Source organism: Halodesulfovibrio marinisediminis DSM 17456 (assembly GCF_900129975.1).
Taxonomy (GTDB): domain Bacteria; phylum Desulfobacterota; class Desulfovibrionia; order Desulfovibrionales; family Desulfovibrionaceae; genus Halodesulfovibrio; species Halodesulfovibrio marinisediminis.
The window spans coordinates 238,996-255,063 of the sequence record NZ_FSRG01000004.1 but is presented as its reverse complement, the minus strand read 5'-3'; the positions used below and the strand labels follow the sequence as shown (position 1 = coordinate 255,063).

15 protein-coding genes are annotated in these 16,068 nt (G+C 46.5%); 5 read left to right on the top strand and 10 right to left on the bottom strand.

Going from position 1 to position 16,068, the window contains the following annotated elements; genetic code table 11:
* Positions 1–103: 103 nt before the first annotated feature.
* Positions 104–1,342: a histidine--tRNA ligase gene (gene hisS, locus BUR09_RS05700; RefSeq protein ID WP_074215995.1), complete on the bottom strand. Its 1,239-nt coding sequence runs from the start codon at positions 1,340–1,342 to the stop codon at positions 104–106.
* A 136-nt stretch (positions 1,343–1,478) separates the two neighbouring features.
* Complete coding sequence (locus BUR09_RS05695) at positions 1,479–2,270, bottom strand: class I SAM-dependent methyltransferase (RefSeq protein WP_074215994.1); 792 nt, start codon at positions 2,268–2,270, stop codon at positions 1,479–1,481.
* Between the two features lie 515 nt (positions 2,271–2,785).
* On the opposite strand from BUR09_RS05695, the gene BUR09_RS05690 reads away from it, so the two are divergent.
* Positions 2,786–3,316: an acyl-CoA thioesterase gene (locus BUR09_RS05690; protein ID WP_074215993.1), complete on the top strand. Its 531-nt coding sequence runs from the start codon at positions 2,786–2,788 to the stop codon at positions 3,314–3,316.
* Positions 3,317–3,824: 508 nt separating this feature from the next.
* Here BUR09_RS05690 and BUR09_RS05685 read toward each other — a convergent pair.
* From BUR09_RS05685 to BUR09_RS05665, 5 genes are all read right to left on the bottom strand, one after another.
* Positions 3,825–4,214 (bottom strand): Fur family transcriptional regulator, encoded by a 390-nt coding sequence (locus tag BUR09_RS05685; RefSeq protein ID WP_074215992.1) that lies wholly within the window; start codon positions 4,212–4,214, stop codon positions 3,825–3,827.
* Between the two features lie 154 nt (positions 4,215–4,368).
* On the bottom strand, positions 4,369–4,851 hold the full coding sequence (gene moaC, locus BUR09_RS05680) for a cyclic pyranopterin monophosphate synthase MoaC (RefSeq protein WP_074215991.1): 483 nt from the start codon (positions 4,849–4,851) through the stop codon (positions 4,369–4,371).
* Entirely contained in the window at positions 4,851–5,972 is a 1,122-nt protein-coding gene (gene dnaJ, locus BUR09_RS05675; RefSeq protein WP_074215990.1) for a molecular chaperone DnaJ, read from the bottom strand. The genes moaC and dnaJ overlap by 1 nt, the downstream gene beginning before the upstream one ends.
* Positions 5,973–5,977: 5 nt before the next feature.
* Complete coding sequence (gene rpoZ / locus BUR09_RS05670) at positions 5,978–6,202, bottom strand: DNA-directed RNA polymerase subunit omega (RefSeq protein ID WP_074215989.1); 225 nt, start codon at positions 6,200–6,202, stop codon at positions 5,978–5,980.
* Positions 6,203–6,253: 51 nt separating this feature from the next.
* On the bottom strand, positions 6,254–7,567 hold the full coding sequence (locus BUR09_RS05665; RefSeq protein WP_074215988.1) for a DUF4340 domain-containing protein: 1,314 nt from the start codon (positions 7,565–7,567) through the stop codon (positions 6,254–6,256).
* A 439-nt stretch (positions 7,568–8,006) separates the two neighbouring features.
* Here BUR09_RS05665 and BUR09_RS05655 point away from each other — a divergent pair, with 439 nt between their 5' ends.
* Together BUR09_RS05655 and BUR09_RS05650 are read left to right on the top strand one after the other, a co-directional pair.
* Positions 8,007–8,759, top strand: coding sequence for a tRNA lysidine(34) synthetase (locus tag BUR09_RS05655; RefSeq protein ID WP_074215986.1), 753 nt, complete (start codon positions 8,007–8,009; stop codon positions 8,757–8,759).
* 51 nt (positions 8,760–8,810) lie between these two features.
* Complete coding sequence (locus tag BUR09_RS05650) at positions 8,811–9,716, top strand: M23 family metallopeptidase (protein WP_074215985.1); 906 nt, start codon at positions 8,811–8,813, stop codon at positions 9,714–9,716.
* 385 nt (positions 9,717–10,101) lie between these two features.
* Here the strand turns inward: BUR09_RS05650 and BUR09_RS05645 are convergent, their stop codons facing one another.
* Entirely contained in the window at positions 10,102–11,055 is a 954-nt protein-coding gene (locus BUR09_RS05645) for a DNA polymerase III subunit delta' (protein WP_074215984.1), read from the bottom strand.
* A gap of 24 nt (positions 11,056–11,079) precedes the next feature.
* Positions 11,080–12,360, bottom strand: a complete 1,281-nt coding sequence (locus BUR09_RS05640) for an adenylosuccinate synthase (protein WP_074215983.1) — start codon at positions 12,358–12,360, stop codon at positions 11,080–11,082.
* Positions 12,361–12,569: 209 nt separating this feature from the next.
* On the opposite strand from BUR09_RS05640, the gene BUR09_RS05635 reads away from it, so the two are divergent.
* Positions 12,570–14,180 (top strand): transglycosylase SLT domain-containing protein, encoded by a 1,611-nt coding sequence (locus BUR09_RS05635; protein ID WP_074215982.1) that lies wholly within the window; start codon positions 12,570–12,572, stop codon positions 14,178–14,180.
* Here BUR09_RS05635 and BUR09_RS05630 read toward each other — a convergent pair.
* Positions 14,100–14,459: a hypothetical protein gene (locus BUR09_RS05630; RefSeq protein ID WP_074215981.1), complete on the bottom strand. Its 360-nt coding sequence runs from the start codon at positions 14,457–14,459 to the stop codon at positions 14,100–14,102. The two genes, BUR09_RS05635 and BUR09_RS05630, sit on opposite strands and share 81 nt — an antisense overlap.
* Before the next feature lie 221 nt (positions 14,460–14,680).
* Between BUR09_RS05630 and BUR09_RS05625 the strand changes: the two genes are divergently transcribed.
* Entirely contained in the window at positions 14,681–15,955 is a 1,275-nt protein-coding gene (locus BUR09_RS05625; protein WP_074215980.1) for an IMP cyclohydrolase, read from the top strand.
* Positions 15,956–16,068 lie beyond the last annotated feature (113 nt).

Below are 16,068 nucleotides of genomic sequence, written 5' to 3'. Positions count from 1 at the left end.
AAGCTGTCCAAGGTTAGGGGTTCTACACGAATGGTGTTATCAGACTGCGAAAAAAGTCAGACGGCACCGCACAGTGCCGTCCAACACTTACTGCTTCTGATTATTAAATATGCTCAACAAGTTCAGATTGAGGAACTGTGATCTGTTCACCAGTTTCCATATCTTTTACTACAACGGTCTTAGCTGCAAGCTCATCTCCACCAAGGATAAGAGCCTTACGGGCACCTTTTTTTCCTGCCTGACGCATCTGCGCTTTCATGGACTTGGAAGCAAAGCTTACATCGCCTTTCTTACCTGCCAGACGTAAGGACTGGGCAAGCATAAGACCATCTTCAAGACCGTTCTCATCAAGAACTGCAATATAGAAATCAGGCTGCTCAACTTCTCGTTCACCAAGTGCAAGAGCAAGGCGTTCCATGCCACACGCAAAACCGATACCCGGCACATCGGCACCACCAAGCTGCTTAATGAGGCCATCATAACGGCCGCCACCTGCAACAGAGCTTTGGGAACCAATATCGTTGGACACGACTTCAAATGTAGTACGGTTGTAGTAATCAAGACCGCGTACAAGACGATCGTTCTGTACAAATGGTACATCTGCAGCACGCAATGTGGACAGCACTTTATCGTGATGAACCTTACACGCGTCACAGTTATGCTCAATAATTGTCGGAGCATTTTCAGTTAATGCCTTACAGGCAGGAACCTTACAGTCAAGTACACGAAGTGGGTTTGTTTCCATACGACGTCGACAGTCTTCGCAAAGCTCTTCTTTGTTAAGATTTGCGAGAAAAGCACGCAGGGCTTCGTTGTACTTAGGACGACACTCACGACAACCAAGGGAGTTAACCTCAAGAGTGAGCTCTTTCAGACCAATCTTAGTAAGGAAGGTCATCAGCATGAGAATAACTTCTGCATCCGCATGCGGCTCATCAGGACCGAGACACTCACAGTTGATTTGATGGAACTGGCGCATACGTCCTTTCTGCGGACGTTCGTACCGGAACATAGGCCCGAAGGTGAAGAGCTTTGAAATTTGCTCAACTGCGTTCACGTTGCCTTCAATGTAGGCACGCATAACACCTGCGGTTGCTTCCGGACGCATAGTAAGAGAACGGCCTTTGCGGTCATCGAAGGTGTACATTTCTTTCTGTACAACATCTGTTTCATCGCCAATAGAGCGTTTAAAAAGTTCAGTACGCTCAAGAATAGGCGTACGAAGTTCTTTATAGCCAAAGCTACCAAAAACATCGCGTGCAACAGTTTCCATAAAGGTAAAGGTATCGCTCTCCGGAGAGAACATATCTGCATAACCTTTAATTCTTTTTACTTTACTCATGCCGGTTCCTAAAAAAATGTAATTCTTTCTATGTGCTACAACACAAAAACGTAGCAAATAGGAGGTGCTGGTCGCACACAAAAAAAGCTGTATCAACAAAAATGTGTCGAAACAGCTTTGGGTAGTCTAAAGTTGCCTATTTGTCAAAACTAGAAGTAGGGTTTCTGGCGGCAAGATTGGTACGGCAAGCATTCATAATTGCGGGTTTTGATCTGTATTTTTTTGCAAGAAGAGGAATAGTCATTTTTGTATCGTTCTTATCTACACAAATTCCGGAAAGCGCTCCAAGCCCGTAAGGTAAAATTCTAGAATTCACCCAACCGCACACCGGAGTATCTTTCCATGTTGAAACAGGACCAAGCAAGATAGAACGACGAGTAAATTCACCTGTTCCAACCAGCCCACGAAGCATTTTATCTATGCAAAGCGGAGTCAGCCAACGCCGTTGTTGTACACATTCAGAAGCAGATCGGCCACGCAGCAAGTAGTACAGCGACCATTTCGAATAGACGGTCACAACAATACCGAAAGAGGCAACTCGAAGTGCTTCTGAAAGAACAGTCTCTGGATCATCCACAAACTCCAGCACAGAGCCAACGCCGACATAATCAAACTGATTATCGTCGAACGGAAGATGTTCTGCCTTGCCTAAGAAAAAATCCGCACGTCGCCCAAGCAGCTTTCGCGCTTCAGCCAGCATCAACGGAGAGGAGTCCAAACCGGTCACGTCGAATCCTGCATGATAGAACATCTCTGTCATCATGCCAGTAGCGCAACCAACCTCCAAAAAACGTCGTCCTCGACGAGGCCAACCGGAAATCAAGTCGACAATCAGCTTCATCTTCGACTGCAGAGCCAATTCGCCAGCCGGGGATTCCACCCACTGCCTATATTCGTCTACAATATTTTCATTAGCCCAAATAGTCATTTTAAATTACCTTACAACAAAGGACATCATACATATTGGCTAACTAACCTATTTTAAAAAATACTCCACAAAGCATACGGAAACAACACCAAATTACAACCACCCATGCAATAAATTTCAAGTAATTTTATCCGCAACCTGCTATAATATAATACACCTTAAAAAAAATTATCAAGCTACGCAACGTCGCATATACTTGTTGAAGACACTATGCCATCTACAAGCCAACAAATAGGTTCAACCTAACGCATTACATATTTTTTACACAACCAAAGCAACTACCATGCTACATTTTTTTTACTGCTAATTGTAACTGAAACATATCGTTTGCTTAACTATGAAATTTGATAAAGATATCAGAAAGAGCTATGCACTGCCGCTACAGATCTTCTAGCATATTCCACAGTTCAACATTATGACATCACTTAGAAAATGAAAATATATTAGATAGATGTATTGCAGCCCCATATAAAGAAAGATATAGACCCCCGACTATTTTGGGTAAGAGAGGCCATATGAAAGGACGGAGTATATCCAGCAGTGAAACTTTCATGACTCATCGCGCACTACCTGGTGATACAAATGCCGCAGGAAATGTGCATGGTGGAGTAATCTTGAAGCACATTGACCTTGCAGGTGCTGTATGCGCCATGCGTCATGCCAGAGGGTGCTCTGTTGTCACTGCCTCAATTGATCGTATGGAATTCAAGGCCCCCGTCCACGTAGGAGAGCTGATGATGCTTAAATCCAGTGTCAATTTCGTGGGTTCCAAATCTATGGAAGTAGGTGTTCGGGTTGAATCAGAAGATCTATTTACAGGAAATATCCGACATGTAGCTTCCGCCTATCTTACCTTTGTCGCAATGAGTCCGGAGAAAAAGCCTACATCTTCCCCTCCTCTCATTGTTGAAACCAAAACACAAGAGCGCAGACTTCAGGAAGCTACCCTTCGCCGTGCTGCACGCCGAGCCGAACGGCAGCGAGAAAAGCAGACTCAGGATGAAATGGAACAAAGCTCTATATACAGCCCTGAAGAACTGTTTTAATTTTTAGGGGTTAGATACTTTCCCTATCTAGCGTCACGAACAGATATTCACAAATTGTTAACAAGGTAAAAACGCCACCTTGTTAAGAGGGGGCTTTGGGTTTTATAAGCTGTGTTATTCTGTGCAACTATACCCAGATTCAGCAGATCCCTACCCTGCAGAATAACTTGTGCACAAAATACAGAATCCCCCTTCTATCGCTTATTACCCATCGCCCCCGATTTTCTCTAATCGACAGACAGTTCCCTTTCTTTACCCCGTTACTTTTTTCCTTTTTATTTTAATAAGTAAGAAGCAAAACCCATAAAAATCACACCAGTCAAAGCACGTGTATATTTCTAGTTTATCAAAAGAAAATTATACACAACTTACCAAGTAATTACAAAAAATGTGCACACTCCAGCTCTTCTGGCTAAAAAAAGAACGGACAGCAGAAAGATAACTGCTGTCCGTTTTTTCAGGAAATAAAAAGGGTAGACGATTTCTCATCTACCCCGCGGAATGTGCACTAATTATGTGTCTGGCAAGCGTCACATACACCTTCAAACTCAATGTGTGCGGCATGGATAGTAAAGCCGGGAGCAACTGCACCCTGAGCTGAAGCGACATATTCAGCGTTCATAACATCGCCTACTTTACCACAAATGCTACAACGAACATGAGCATGAGGATTTGTATTACCGTCAAACCGTTTCTGTGATCCTGCATGTTCAAGCTTAAGGACATCTCCGCTCTCTGCAAGCACATCAAGGTTACGATAAACTGTGCCCAGACTAATGCGTGGCAACCGCTGTCTGACCATGTCGTACACTTCATCTGCTGTAGGGTGAGTAGTAACCTTGCAGAGCTCTTCTAAAATAACTTTGCGCTGCTTGGTCATACGAGTCTGTACAGCCATATGTGCACCCCCTGTTAATAGTAATAGTTGTTAATACCGCCAGATCAACGAGATGTCAATAAGCATTCACAAAAGTTTTAACTGACTTGATATATAAAGAAAAAGCCCTTGCATATAGCAAGGGCTTTAACTCTTTGTCCTGTGTCCAGCACAATTATTCGGCCTGAAACACACCACTCTTGCCACCGGCCTTGTAAACAAGACGACAATCGCGGATGATAATATCTTTCTGCACAGCTTTGCACATGTCATAAATTGTCATGGCAGCAGTCTGGGCAGCCATAAGCGCTTCCATCTCTACACCAGTCTGTGATGTAGTGCGGGCTTCCGCTTCAATTTTAATGGCATTCTGTGCTTTATCGATTTCAAAGCGTACGTCAACGTAGCTCAAAAAGAGCGGATGACACAAGGGAATAAGCTCCCATGTACGTTTAGCAGCCTGAATTCCGGCCACCTTAGCGGTTGTCAGCACATCACCTTTCGGCAGTGCCTGACGAAGAAGCAGATCAAGGGTATTTGAAGAGACTTCAACCACAGTCCTAACAATTGCGGTTCGGCGGGTATCGTCTTTATCACCAACATCCACCATCGTGATTGAACCGTCTGTGTCCATGTGGGAAAAACTCTTCTCGCCCATTAATCAACCCCCATTGCTTTTCCGGCTTTTTTAAACATTTTCTTAACCTTGGAGAAAGGCTTTTCTTCTTCAAGTTCTGCGAACTCCTGAAGCAACTCTTCCTGACGCTTGGAAAGCTTGGTAGGTGTTTTGACGATAATTTCAACCATCAAATCACCCTGCTGCGCTCCATATCCAAGGTTAGGCAGACCATATCCCTTCATACGGAAAACTTCACCACTCTGGGTTCCTTTCGGAATATCCATAGTGATCGGCTCATCCAGCGTAGGCACTTCAATCTTATCACCCAGTGCTGCCTGAACAAAAGAAATTTCCCTTTGGATAATCAGGTGCTGTCCCTGACGCTCAAAGGTCTTATCTTCTTCAACGGTGATAACAACATACAGATCACCCGGAGGGCCACCATGAATTCCCGGCTCACCTTCTCCACGCAAGCGCAGACGGTTACCAGTATCAACACCGGCAGGAACTTTTACCTGCAGCTCTTTGGTTTCCTTAACAATGCCTACACCACGGCACTTTGGACATGGATTAGGAATAATCTGTCCTGAGCCGCCACAAACCGGACATGGTCGAGAAATAGAGAATGGCCCCTGACTCTGGCGAACCTGCCCAGAACCATGACAGTGACTACATGTTTCAACGGAAGTTCCCGGTGCAGCACCGGAACCGTCACATTCATCACAGATAACGTTCTTAGGGATCTTCAGTGTGACTTCATCACCATGAGCAGCCTGGCGGAAAGAAACCGTCAAATTGTAACGTAAGTCCGCGCCAGCCTGAGCACGAGGGCCGCGAGAGCCGCCACCCATGTTAAAGCCGAAGAAATCACCGAAGATATCACCGAAAGAACCGAAGATATCTTCTGCGTTATTGAAGCCACCAAAACCGTTGCCATCAACACCGGCATGACCAAACTGATCATAACGGCTACGCTTGTCAGTATCGTGCAGTACTTCGTAAGCCTGAGAGGCTTCCTTAAACTTCTGCTCAGCTTCAGGGTTATCCGGATTTCGGTCCGGATGAAACTCCATTGCTTTTTTACGATACGCGCGTTTGATTTCGTCTGCAGAGGCTGATCGGGAAACCCCGAGTACCTCATAATAATCTCTCTGGCTCATAGAAACTATTCAGCGTCTTCCTGTTCGTAACCAATCTTCATATCAACACCGTCAGCAACCACTTTACCTTCTGCGATTTCACGAAGAGCAGTAACAACTTCTTTGTTCTTGCTCTCAACGAGAGGTTCATAGCCTTCACGGAATTGATGAACACGTTTAATTGCCATCTGAACAAGAAGGAAACGGTTATCTACACGTTCCTGACAGTCTTCTACTGTAATGCGGGCCATTGAGGACTCCTTATGTATGAATGCGGCAGTGCCGTTTTTTCAACAAAAATGTTACCGAGTAAAAGGAAGACGTGCCCGCAAGTCTCGCATTAGCTTGCTCGACACGGGGTACCACACGCTTTCCCTTTGTAACCGAACCCAACTGATTCCCTCAGGAAGTTCTGGGTCGGTGTAAAAATACAACTCTACAAGCGGAACGCCTTCCGCTGCATAAATATTCCAACTTAAAGAAAGCAATGCACTTTCCGGTCTGTTACGAACCGGCAAACTCTGGTACTGCAACTCTCCAAGCCGCCAAATAAATAAATCCATCCCCGTAAGTTCTTGGTTAGTCAGGTCGTCCACCCAGCCTTCCGTCGTCTTCGTGATGGTGATATTCCGAACTTGTTTGCCGTCGATACGGCTAAGCTTCTGCTTTACCGCCTCGCCGACATTAACATCAAAAATTGGCTTTTCCTGCAAAGCAAATGCTGTAACTTTCAGCTGGTTCACAAGACCAGAGGAAAGTTCCACCGGATCAGGCTGTCGGCTATCTTTTGCTTTATACTCATCTTTGTCGTCATCACGCTTAAAAACAACAAGCGTGGTCGGCTCAGACGAGCCTTTCTGCCATACAGAAATCGAAAAATCAGCAACAGCACCTAACAACTTTTCATTCGATTCGCAGGATGCTCCGCCATTAACAAGCGTATGGATAAACAGATCTGCTGATTTTTGATTTACAGTGTGCTTCTTAAGAGCTTCAGGATACGTAAAGGTAAATCCATCATCAGAACGTTCTATTTCCCAAGTCCCTGTACTTTCTCCCTGCATTCTAATCTTTGTAATGCGATCTGCTGGGACAGCAAGGAGTCGAGAATCAATAAAGGTTGCAACAGGCTGATCCAGCAGATTAACAATCTCTGGAGGAACCATACAAACCTGACCATCACCTTTTCTGGCATAAAAGATCTCACCACTTGCAGTGGAATGTCCAATGCCGAGGTGCCAGATATTCTTTCCGGATAAAGTAATCCGAATTTTCGGGTTGTCCAGACCGTAATCGAGTATCTTTTCAGGTTCTACCTCAGCACAGTTTTGTGGAGGCATTTCACGCAGTTTCGTGAATAAAGACTCAATAACGTCTTGACGGGCAAGACACTTTTTACCGTTGAACAAAATAAACCAGCGTCCTTTTTCCCGTACAAAAGAAAAATGGCCGCTGTTATTTAGTAGATTAATCTTCTCTACAACCTCGGACGGTTGTGTAAACCAAGAAGCATTGCTCACGCGCGATGAATTAGTGCGCTGATATTTTTGTACTCCTGCTACAACTCCGGCAGAGAGAAGAAGCAGAGCAATTGCTACTAGTAATGTTTTTTTCATAAACAACCGTTCAACGGTTTAGTTAATGATAACGTCTGGTACCATCGCCATCATCACAAAAATACGGCTAACTGCGTTTGCAGGACTCCCTGCCGATGTAAACAACAAAAAAAACGCAGACCATCCGGCAAGCTTTGCAGTATACCCCCCTATACAATGTCTGTCAACAAAACGTGACTTTTTACACTATCTCCACATACCTGCCCGCCATTACAGTGCCTTTCTTTACATTATTTTCCGTTTGAAAGTTCACAGCAAATCAGACTTGCAGAATGCTGCACCAGCCTGTTAATGCCTCTACAGCCCTGTTCAGTGCGTCATACTTATGGCCCCACAAAACAGGAACCATATCGAAAGAAACGACCAGACTTCACCCGTCTTTTTTCATCTGCACAACGTGAAAAAATAAAAGTAAACGGAAAGTCTGTCAGGAGAATTCATGGCAAAAGAAAAACTAAGCTACGTTCAAAAACAGTGCATCGGCAGCGCAGGCAAGCTGATGCAACAAACCGAAATGATTCATCCCGGCGCACGTATTGGCGTCGCAATGTCCGGCGGCATGGACAGCTGGGTACTCATGCAGACTCTTCTTTACCGCCAGAAAATTGTTCCATTCAAGTTTGAAATGATGGCCCTGCACATCAATCCGGGCTTTGACAGCACATGCCACGCCCCACTTGCCCCATGGCTCGTAGAGCACGGCATTCCATATCACATCGAGACAACCACAGACGGCCCCGATGCGCATTCCGATGTAAACCGCAACAACTCTCCCTGCTTTTACTGCGCCATGAAACGCCGCACCCGACTGTTTGAGCTCTGCAAACAGTACAACCTCACTCACCTTGCTTTCGGACATAATGCGGACGACTTGGTCGGAACATTTTTAATGAACCTGTACGAAGGCGGTAGCGTTCGTGGCATGTCAATTAAAGAAGATTTCTTTAATGGCGATCTAACAGTTATCAGGCCGTTACTTATGGTCAAAAAAGACATCATCCGAAAATGCGTCAAGCAATGGAATCTACCGCTGTGGGACAACCCGTGCCCTTCCGCATTTGACTCCCGCCGCAAGGACGTAATGGACGACTTCTGGGAGCTTGCAGGCAAGTATAAGAACCTGAAGCAAAACGTATTTAACGGCCTTACCAGATGGCAGCTCGGCTTGACACTTGACTCTAAAGAGAAGTAATCTCCAAAAATTATTTTTTTCACCCTAACTTCCGAGCATTCGAAAGATAATATGCTGTTTAATCGCTATCATGTTGTTGTCTTCAAGGACAATCAGGGGCACTGCAAAAAAGTTAGCCTGCGCGGCTGGTTTTTTGTAGGCATCCTCTTTTTGCTCCTTTCTCTCTCAGCGGGAAACATCTACCTTTGGAAATACTACCATCAATCACAAGTCCTTGCGCAGGACCTTGCTGACTCAGAGAAAACCATTTTTGAACAGAACAGCCAAATTTTAAGCATGGTGGACAAACTCCGTATTGTTCAAAAAGACCTTCAACGCGTTCAACAATTCGATACAAAACTGCGTATTATGATCAACCTTGATAAGGATCAAGGCGATACAGCCTCTGCTGTAGGCGGAGCAAAAACAAAAGATTTTACTGACAACTACCTGCCGATTCACAGGCAGGAACTTCTTGCACGGAAAATTCACAGCTTCTTAAAAGACCTCAACACAGAAGTTCGGCTGGAAGAAGTAAACCAGCAGGAATTAATTCAGACATTCCGCAAAAACCAGCGCCTACTGGCCGCAACACCGTCTATCTGGCCTACAGAAGGCTGGGTGGCTTCACCATTCGGCCCTCGTCGCTCTCCCTTCACCGGTCGTAGAGATTTCCACAAAGGTATAGATATCGCCAACCGCATTGGCACCCCTATTTACGCTACAGCCGACGGACGTGTATCATTTACAGGCACAGGCGGCGGTTACGGTATCAACCTCATGGTCAACCACGGCGCAGGGGTCATCACACGGTATGCTCACCTGAAACGATATTTGGTGAAGAAAGGTCAAAAGGTTAAGCGCGGTGAATTAATTGCTTACATGGGCAACACAGGACGCTCAACTGGCCCCCACCTTCACTACGAGGTTAAGCTGAACGGCGTAGCTCTAAATCCGAAAAAGTTTATCCTAAATTAAAAAAAATGACACAGAGGTAGTGCAACACTACCCCTGTGAAACTTCTGACTCCAGCCGACCATATACTTATCCCGTTTTTCTTGTTTGCACTGACAACAAGCATTACGAACAAACTATTCACTTCTTAAAAGAGAATGTATTCGTTCAACTAGCGCTCTGACAGCGCTTATCAGCGGGATACCATCGGCAAACAAAACACCTTTCGTTGAAACCAAAGAGGCTGCCCTACATAGTTAGGACAGCCTCTTTTCGTTATTCAAGTTAGCAAATTCACCCATGAAAAGGTTACGAACGAAATGCTCTCACCTAATAAAAATTTTTAGGAGGGGAACTGAAGGAGATAAAAAAGTCTCAAGCCAGCCGGAAGCAAGACGACGGCAAAAAACTATCGAATAATTCGTCCGCTAGATTTGGCAGCAAATTTGGCGAGAAGGTAGAGCTTTGTTCCCAGCCAATCGATTACGAGTGGCGGAGAGACTAGCGCGTTAAGAGAATCCTGACACTCACTAAGCACTTCATCCAGCTTACGCTGACGCCCCATATCAAGCTGCGCGAACAGACGCGCCAACTCACCACCCTTCCTACCAGTTATGGCATTAGCGAGTTCATGCTGACAGTGAACTATAAGATACGTTGCTAGTGGCGCATCCAGCGCACCACGAGTACCTGTTTTGGCAAGAAGCCCTGTACCTTCAACCATAAAGTTCGCAAGCACATCTGACCATTCATGTACGTCATCAGAAAAAGCAGAAGACGTTTCACCTGTTGGCCATGCAAGAGTGACCACCCAGCTTCTTGAAACAAGAGTTGGCAACAGACGCTCACGCTGCGGAGCGAGAAGAAGAAAACTTGTGTTTGGGCGCGGTTCCTCAAGTGACTTGAGGAGGGCGTTAGCCGATGCGATGCTCAAAGATTGAGCTTCGAAAAGAACGACCACGCGTTTCTTTTCAGATCGGGGCGGCTCGCCGAGGATGGAACGAAGTTCACGGATCCATTCAATCTTGATGGTACCGGTATTGTTCGGCTCACCGTCAAAACCGATGGAGCCTGCTCGTCCGTCGAAGAAAAATAGATCGCGCGAAGATTTTGTAATCATCTGCCTGCATGCACTGCATTCCAGACATGGCGCGGGGGAATTGACGCAATTAAGGCGCGCAGCCCAATAGAGCGCCACAGCTTCACGTTCGTCGGCGGTTCCACCTTCGAACAGGACAACTTGTGGCGGATCTTCTGCGAGCTGCTCAATAAAGCCCCGCACTCTGGCATGACGAGCATCCAGAGACGGGGCTATAATATCATGAGGCTCCAGAGCGGACTGGGTTACTTGGTCTTTTGACATACCCAAACCGTTACCTCCGGGGAATTAGCGCATGATGGTCTGATCGCGTTCAGGGCCAACAGAGATGATGCTTACGCGTACACCTGTGAGGTCTTCAATGCGTTCAATGTACTTCTGACAATTTTCTGGAAGATCTTCCCATTTAGTTGCCTTGGTGATGTCCTCATCCCAACCTGGAACAGTTTCGTACACTGGAGTGCAGTCGCCAAGAGCGCCCTGATCCTGAGGGATAACGGTAACACGTTCACCTTTGTACTCGTATGCGGTGCAGATTTTGATTTCTTTCATACCGCTGAGAACATCAAGCTTGGTAAGAGCAATGTCAGTAGGACCGTTGAGACGTGCTGTCTCACCGAGAACAACGAGATCAAGCCAACCGCAACGACGGCGACGGCCGGTAGTAGCACCAAACTCGTGGCCTTTTTCCTGCAGGTAAGTGCCGTCTTCATCGAAGAGTTCAGTCGGGAACGGACCTGCACCAACACGGGTTGTGTAAGCTTTAACGATTGCAATAATACGATCAAGACGGTTCGCTGGAATGCCGCCGCCAGCTGATGCGTTACCTGCAACAGTATTGGAAGAGGTTACGAACGGGTAAGTACCGTGGTCGATGTCAAGGTGGATACCCTGAGCACCTTCAAACATCACGTTCTTACCAGAGTCGAATGCTTCCCAGATTTCACCAGTAACATCGGCAAGATATGGCACAAGACAGTCACCTGCTGCCACAACTTCTTCGAATACTGCGTCAACGGAAATAGCTTCACGACCATACAGGCTGGTAAACAGAGCGTTCTTCTCAACCAGAGCTGCTTCAATTTTTGAACGAAGCAGAGCATGGTCAGCAAGATCACCGGCACGGATGCCGATACGGGCTGCTTTATCTTCGTAGCATGGACCGATACCACGACCGGTAGTACCGATTTTGTCTTCAGCAGACTTGTAATCTTCACGAGCACCATCAAGCGCACAATGATATGGCATGATGAGGTGAGTTTTTTTACTGATTTTCAGGCGTTCAGGACTAACATCAAGTCCTTTTACGCGAAGGCCTTCAATCTCTTTCCAAAATACGCCCGGATCAAGTACTACACCGTTGCCAATGAGGCATTTCTTGCCCTCGTGCAGGATGCCTGAAGGGATGAGATGAAGGATGTATTCCTTATCACCTACGATTACAGTATGACCGGCGTTATTTCCGCCCTGGAAGCGGACGATTACGTCGATGTCGCGGGTAAGGAGGTCAACAATTTTACCTTTGCCTTCGTCTCCCCACTGAGCGCCCATCACGATTACGTTTGACATTAGCCTCTCCTTCTGGAATGAAACTGCTTCTTTGCGACATTGGCTACCCAAGGAACGCAAAAAATGCATCTTCTCTTAATACACTCTTTGCATCCCCGTCAATTGATTACAGGAGAAATTTTCACTAGCGACGTATTAGATTCATGTTATAATACCGCTAAGATGAAAAAAACTACAGGTACGGTTCGTTACCTTGCCTCGGAGATTTTATGAAGAGACGTTTTTTCACCTCATGGGAAGCAGTACTCCTGCTCCTCCTCATATCAGCACAGACAGCGCTTATGGTAGGCCCGGAAATCGTGACCTACCTCTACCGCATTCCGCCGGTACGTGTTGTTGTGCCCAACGTCTCCCAGTTTTCCTCTCTTGTCTCCCCATACGGCCTTGGCGTCGATGGCGAACTTCTAAGTAGCTTTGCCAAAAAAAAGGGCTACACCATCAACATTGTCCGTGTAAAAAGCGCAGAAGAAGCATGGAAGCTCATCTCTCATGACGAAGCAGACCTGCTTGTAGGATTCGGCGGCGATATTCCAGCAGAATACACAAAAAAGATCACCGCAGGGCCTGCGTATGATGAATACCAGTCTGTAACCATCAAAGACACCTCACAAGCTGACAACAAAGAACTTCAAGCGCTTTGCAGCAGCCTGCTGGACTCCGTTCCTGAAGGCGTTGACGAGGCAATTTATAACGAAAATGCTACGTTCCTTTCATCTCTGGCGGATGCCCTTCCTGAAGTAGTTTCCCCACGGAAAAACAGTGAACCTTCCGGTCAAACGCCTTATGCAAAAGAAATACTGAGCAAGACCACACCAGCCCCGCAAAAAAAAGAGCAGCGCAAGGAAGCACCCGCAACAGTTGTAACAGTAAACGAAGACGCGCTTGAGAATGTGGACTGCGTCAATTTTGACCGTTTCCACATGTACCACCTCATGTCATTCGACAGCGATGAAGGCGGTACAGCGCAGATCGATGTACGCAACTTCACCATGCTCCGACCATTCTTCCTTGACGTAGTACCAAAATCGCAAGCCAATGACGGCGGTTCATACCGCTGGTTCTGGCGCAACAAATTTTTTGCAGAAGCCGGATTACAGAAGGATCTGACAGAGTTCTGGAAAGAGGTTGAAGCCAAAGGCACTGTCGCTATTTTAAAAGAAAAACATTACGGCTTCTTCCCTGAAGATTTGAACTATTACGTTATCGGAAAGCTGAAAAAAGCATTACGTAGAAAAATGCCGAAGTATGCAAAGACAATGAAAAAGGCGAGCGAAGAGAATGAAATAGACCCGCTCTTGCTTGCAGCCGTCATTTTTCAGGAATCACACTTCAACAACAATGCACGCAGCAGAACCGGTGTACGCGGCCTGATGCAGATTACACAGGCAACAGCAAAAGAGCTTGGCATCAACCGTATTGATCCGCACCAGTCAATCATGGGCGGGGCAATGTACTTACGTAAACTTTGGGATAGATTGGAAGACCAGAATCTTGAGAAATGGGACAGGTGGTTCTTTACACTTGCTGCATACAACCAAGGCTACGGGCACGTTCTTGACGCCATTAAGCTTTCTCAGAAGCGCGGCGGCACAGGAAAAACGTGGCAGGAATTAAAAGACATCCTGCCGCTTCTGGCCTGGAAACGTTATTATTCACAGACCAGACACGGCTACTGTCGCGGCTATGAAGCCGTAACCTACGTGGAAAATATCCGGTACTATTATTACCTTATCAACGGATTAGTCGCTCTTTCTAGGCCGGAAGGCGAGCACCTTGGCGAGCTTAGGAGCAGCATTAGTTCCGCTACACCCAACAGTTGATTGCGTATCGTTTTCGGCTTCACGCTTCACCATGTCAAAAGCTGCCTGTGGCGGCAGACTGCGAACATGACCCTGCTCTGACTCTGCCCAGTGATGGTTGAAAAGCTGGTTTTTCCAGCGCACAGCCTGAATTAACGAGAAAATCAACGCAGACTCTTCCCATTCCCGACTCGGTTCAAAGTTTTCTGTCTTTTCTGCGTACTTTTCCCACAACCCCATAAGGGATGCTTCGTCGTATCCATTCAGTTGTGCAGCTAATTTTCGAAGGGCGCGTTCCATAGCAGTAAATTGCTCCTTTCTACATGTGAATATTGGTGGTACCGAATCACTACTGCAATCTGCCATTGCCTTCAAATGAAAATTGCCCCCTGTGCTACTGTATGATAGTTTCTTGCGCCTCAGGGGGTGTTGTTGCCGAGTTTTGGCAACTAAACTCGGCGATGCACCACATGTTTGTGTTTTATTTGGGCTACTAACATAACAAGCGGAGTCAAAACCTCATGAGCGACTTGAAGAATATGTACAAAACCATTCTCGGTGACCCTTTTCCATCCGAGATGAAAGTTCAACTGGGCGATCAAGAGCTTGTGTATCGCAAGCGCACGTGGGAAATTGACGGGGAAGAAAAAGGGCTGCGCTACGGCGAAAACCCTGACCAGCCGGCAGCTGTGTACGAGCTGGCTGAAGGCTCCCTTACTCTGGGTGGTGTAGAGTTTCGTGGACCGGGCAAAGGACTTGTTTCTGCCTTGACTGAAGAAAACATGCTTCAGGCAGGCAAACATCCTGGTAAAACCAACCTGACAGATGTTGATAACGCCATTAATATTTTGCAATACCTTACTGCAAAACCGGCTGCCCTCATCTTAAAACACAACAACCCTTGCGGTGCTGCTTGGTCAGACAAGGGTGTTGCAGATGCGCTTCATAAAGCCTTCTGGAGTGACCGCATTGCTGCTTTCGGCGGCGCGGTAGTGGTAAACCGTCCTATGGATCTTGAGTGCGCTAAAATTATTAACAGCGCATACTTTGAAGTAGTCGCAGCACCTGCATTTGAAGAAGGTGTTGTTGAAGAGCTGAAAAAACGCAAGAACCTGCGTATTCTCGAAATTCCGGGAATGGCGCATCTTGAAGAGCTGGTAAACGTACCGATGCTCGACTTCAAGAGCCTTATTGACGGCGGTATCGTAATGCAGCAGTCCTTCCGTAACCGCATTCTCAGAGCAGATGACTTTATCCCTGCTACTGCGGAAAAAGACGGCGTGGAAGTAGCAGCACGTAAGCCTACAGCACAGGAAGCGGACGACCTCCTCTTTGCATGGGCTGTTGAAGCAGGTGTTACCTCCAACTCTATTATCTTTGCACGCAACGGTGCTACCGTATCTATCGGTACCGGCGAGCAGGACAGGGTTGGCTGCGTAGAGCTTACTATCCACAAAGCATACACAAAATTTGCTGATATGCTGGCATGTAAGGAACACGGAATTTCTTTGTACGAACTTAAGCTCAAAGCGCTTAAGGACAAAGAAGCACAGGCTATTCTGGACGACATTGAAGCCCGCACCCGCGCTGAAAAAGGTGGACTCATGGGAACCGCAATGGTTTCTGACGGATTCTTCCCGTTCCGCGACGGTGTTGATGCAGCACTCGCACACGGCGTAAGTGCTATTGCACAACCGGGCGGCTCTATTCGTGACCATGAAGTTATCGAAGCTGTAAACGAAGCTTCACCGCAGGTAGCTATGGTCTTCACTGCTCAACGTTCCTTTAAGCATTAAAAAAGCATTTCCTGCGGGCAGAACAATTTCCGCCCGCAGGAAATTCCTGTATGCTTACATCCAAAAAATTTCGCCTTCTCTATGGAGGCATCCCGAAAAATACACGGTGAAAA

What these genes read in the sequence shown, in the direction of transcription:
- hisS (WP_074215995.1), bottom strand. Translation starts at nt 1,342, where the DNA reads ATGAGTAAAGTAAAAAGAATTAAAGGTTATGCAGATATGTTCTCTCCG.
- BUR09_RS05695 (WP_074215994.1), bottom strand. Translation starts at nt 2,270, where the DNA reads ATGACTATTTGGGCTAATGAAAATATTGTAGACGAATATAGGCAGTGG.
- BUR09_RS05690 (WP_074215993.1), top strand. Translation starts at nt 2,786, where the DNA reads ATGAAAGGACGGAGTATATCCAGCAGTGAAACTTTCATGACTCATCGC.
- BUR09_RS05685 (WP_074215992.1), bottom strand. Translation starts at nt 4,214, where the DNA reads ATGGCTGTACAGACTCGTATGACCAAGCAGCGCAAAGTTATTTTAGAA.
- moaC (WP_074215991.1), bottom strand. Translation starts at nt 4,851, where the DNA reads ATGGGCGAGAAGAGTTTTTCCCACATGGACACAGACGGTTCAATCACG.
- dnaJ (WP_074215990.1), bottom strand. Translation starts at nt 5,972, where the DNA reads ATGAGCCAGAGAGATTATTATGAGGTACTCGGGGTTTCCCGATCAGCC.
- rpoZ (WP_074215989.1), bottom strand. Translation starts at nt 6,202, where the DNA reads ATGGCCCGCATTACAGTAGAAGACTGTCAGGAACGTGTAGATAACCGT.
- BUR09_RS05665 (WP_074215988.1), bottom strand. Translation starts at nt 7,567, where the DNA reads ATGAAAAAAACATTACTAGTAGCAATTGCTCTGCTTCTTCTCTCTGCC.
- BUR09_RS05655 (WP_074215986.1), top strand. Translation starts at nt 8,007, where the DNA reads ATGGCAAAAGAAAAACTAAGCTACGTTCAAAAACAGTGCATCGGCAGC.
- BUR09_RS05650 (WP_074215985.1), top strand. Translation starts at nt 8,811, where the DNA reads ATGCTGTTTAATCGCTATCATGTTGTTGTCTTCAAGGACAATCAGGGG.
- BUR09_RS05645 (WP_074215984.1), bottom strand. Translation starts at nt 11,055, where the DNA reads ATGTCAAAAGACCAAGTAACCCAGTCCGCTCTGGAGCCTCATGATATT.
- BUR09_RS05640 (WP_074215983.1), bottom strand. Translation starts at nt 12,360, where the DNA reads ATGTCAAACGTAATCGTGATGGGCGCTCAGTGGGGAGACGAAGGCAAA.
- BUR09_RS05635 (WP_074215982.1), top strand. Translation starts at nt 12,570, where the DNA reads ATGAAGAGACGTTTTTTCACCTCATGGGAAGCAGTACTCCTGCTCCTC.
- BUR09_RS05630 (WP_074215981.1), bottom strand. Translation starts at nt 14,459, where the DNA reads ATGGAACGCGCCCTTCGAAAATTAGCTGCACAACTGAATGGATACGAC.
- BUR09_RS05625 (WP_074215980.1), top strand. Translation starts at nt 14,681, where the DNA reads ATGAGCGACTTGAAGAATATGTACAAAACCATTCTCGGTGACCCTTTT.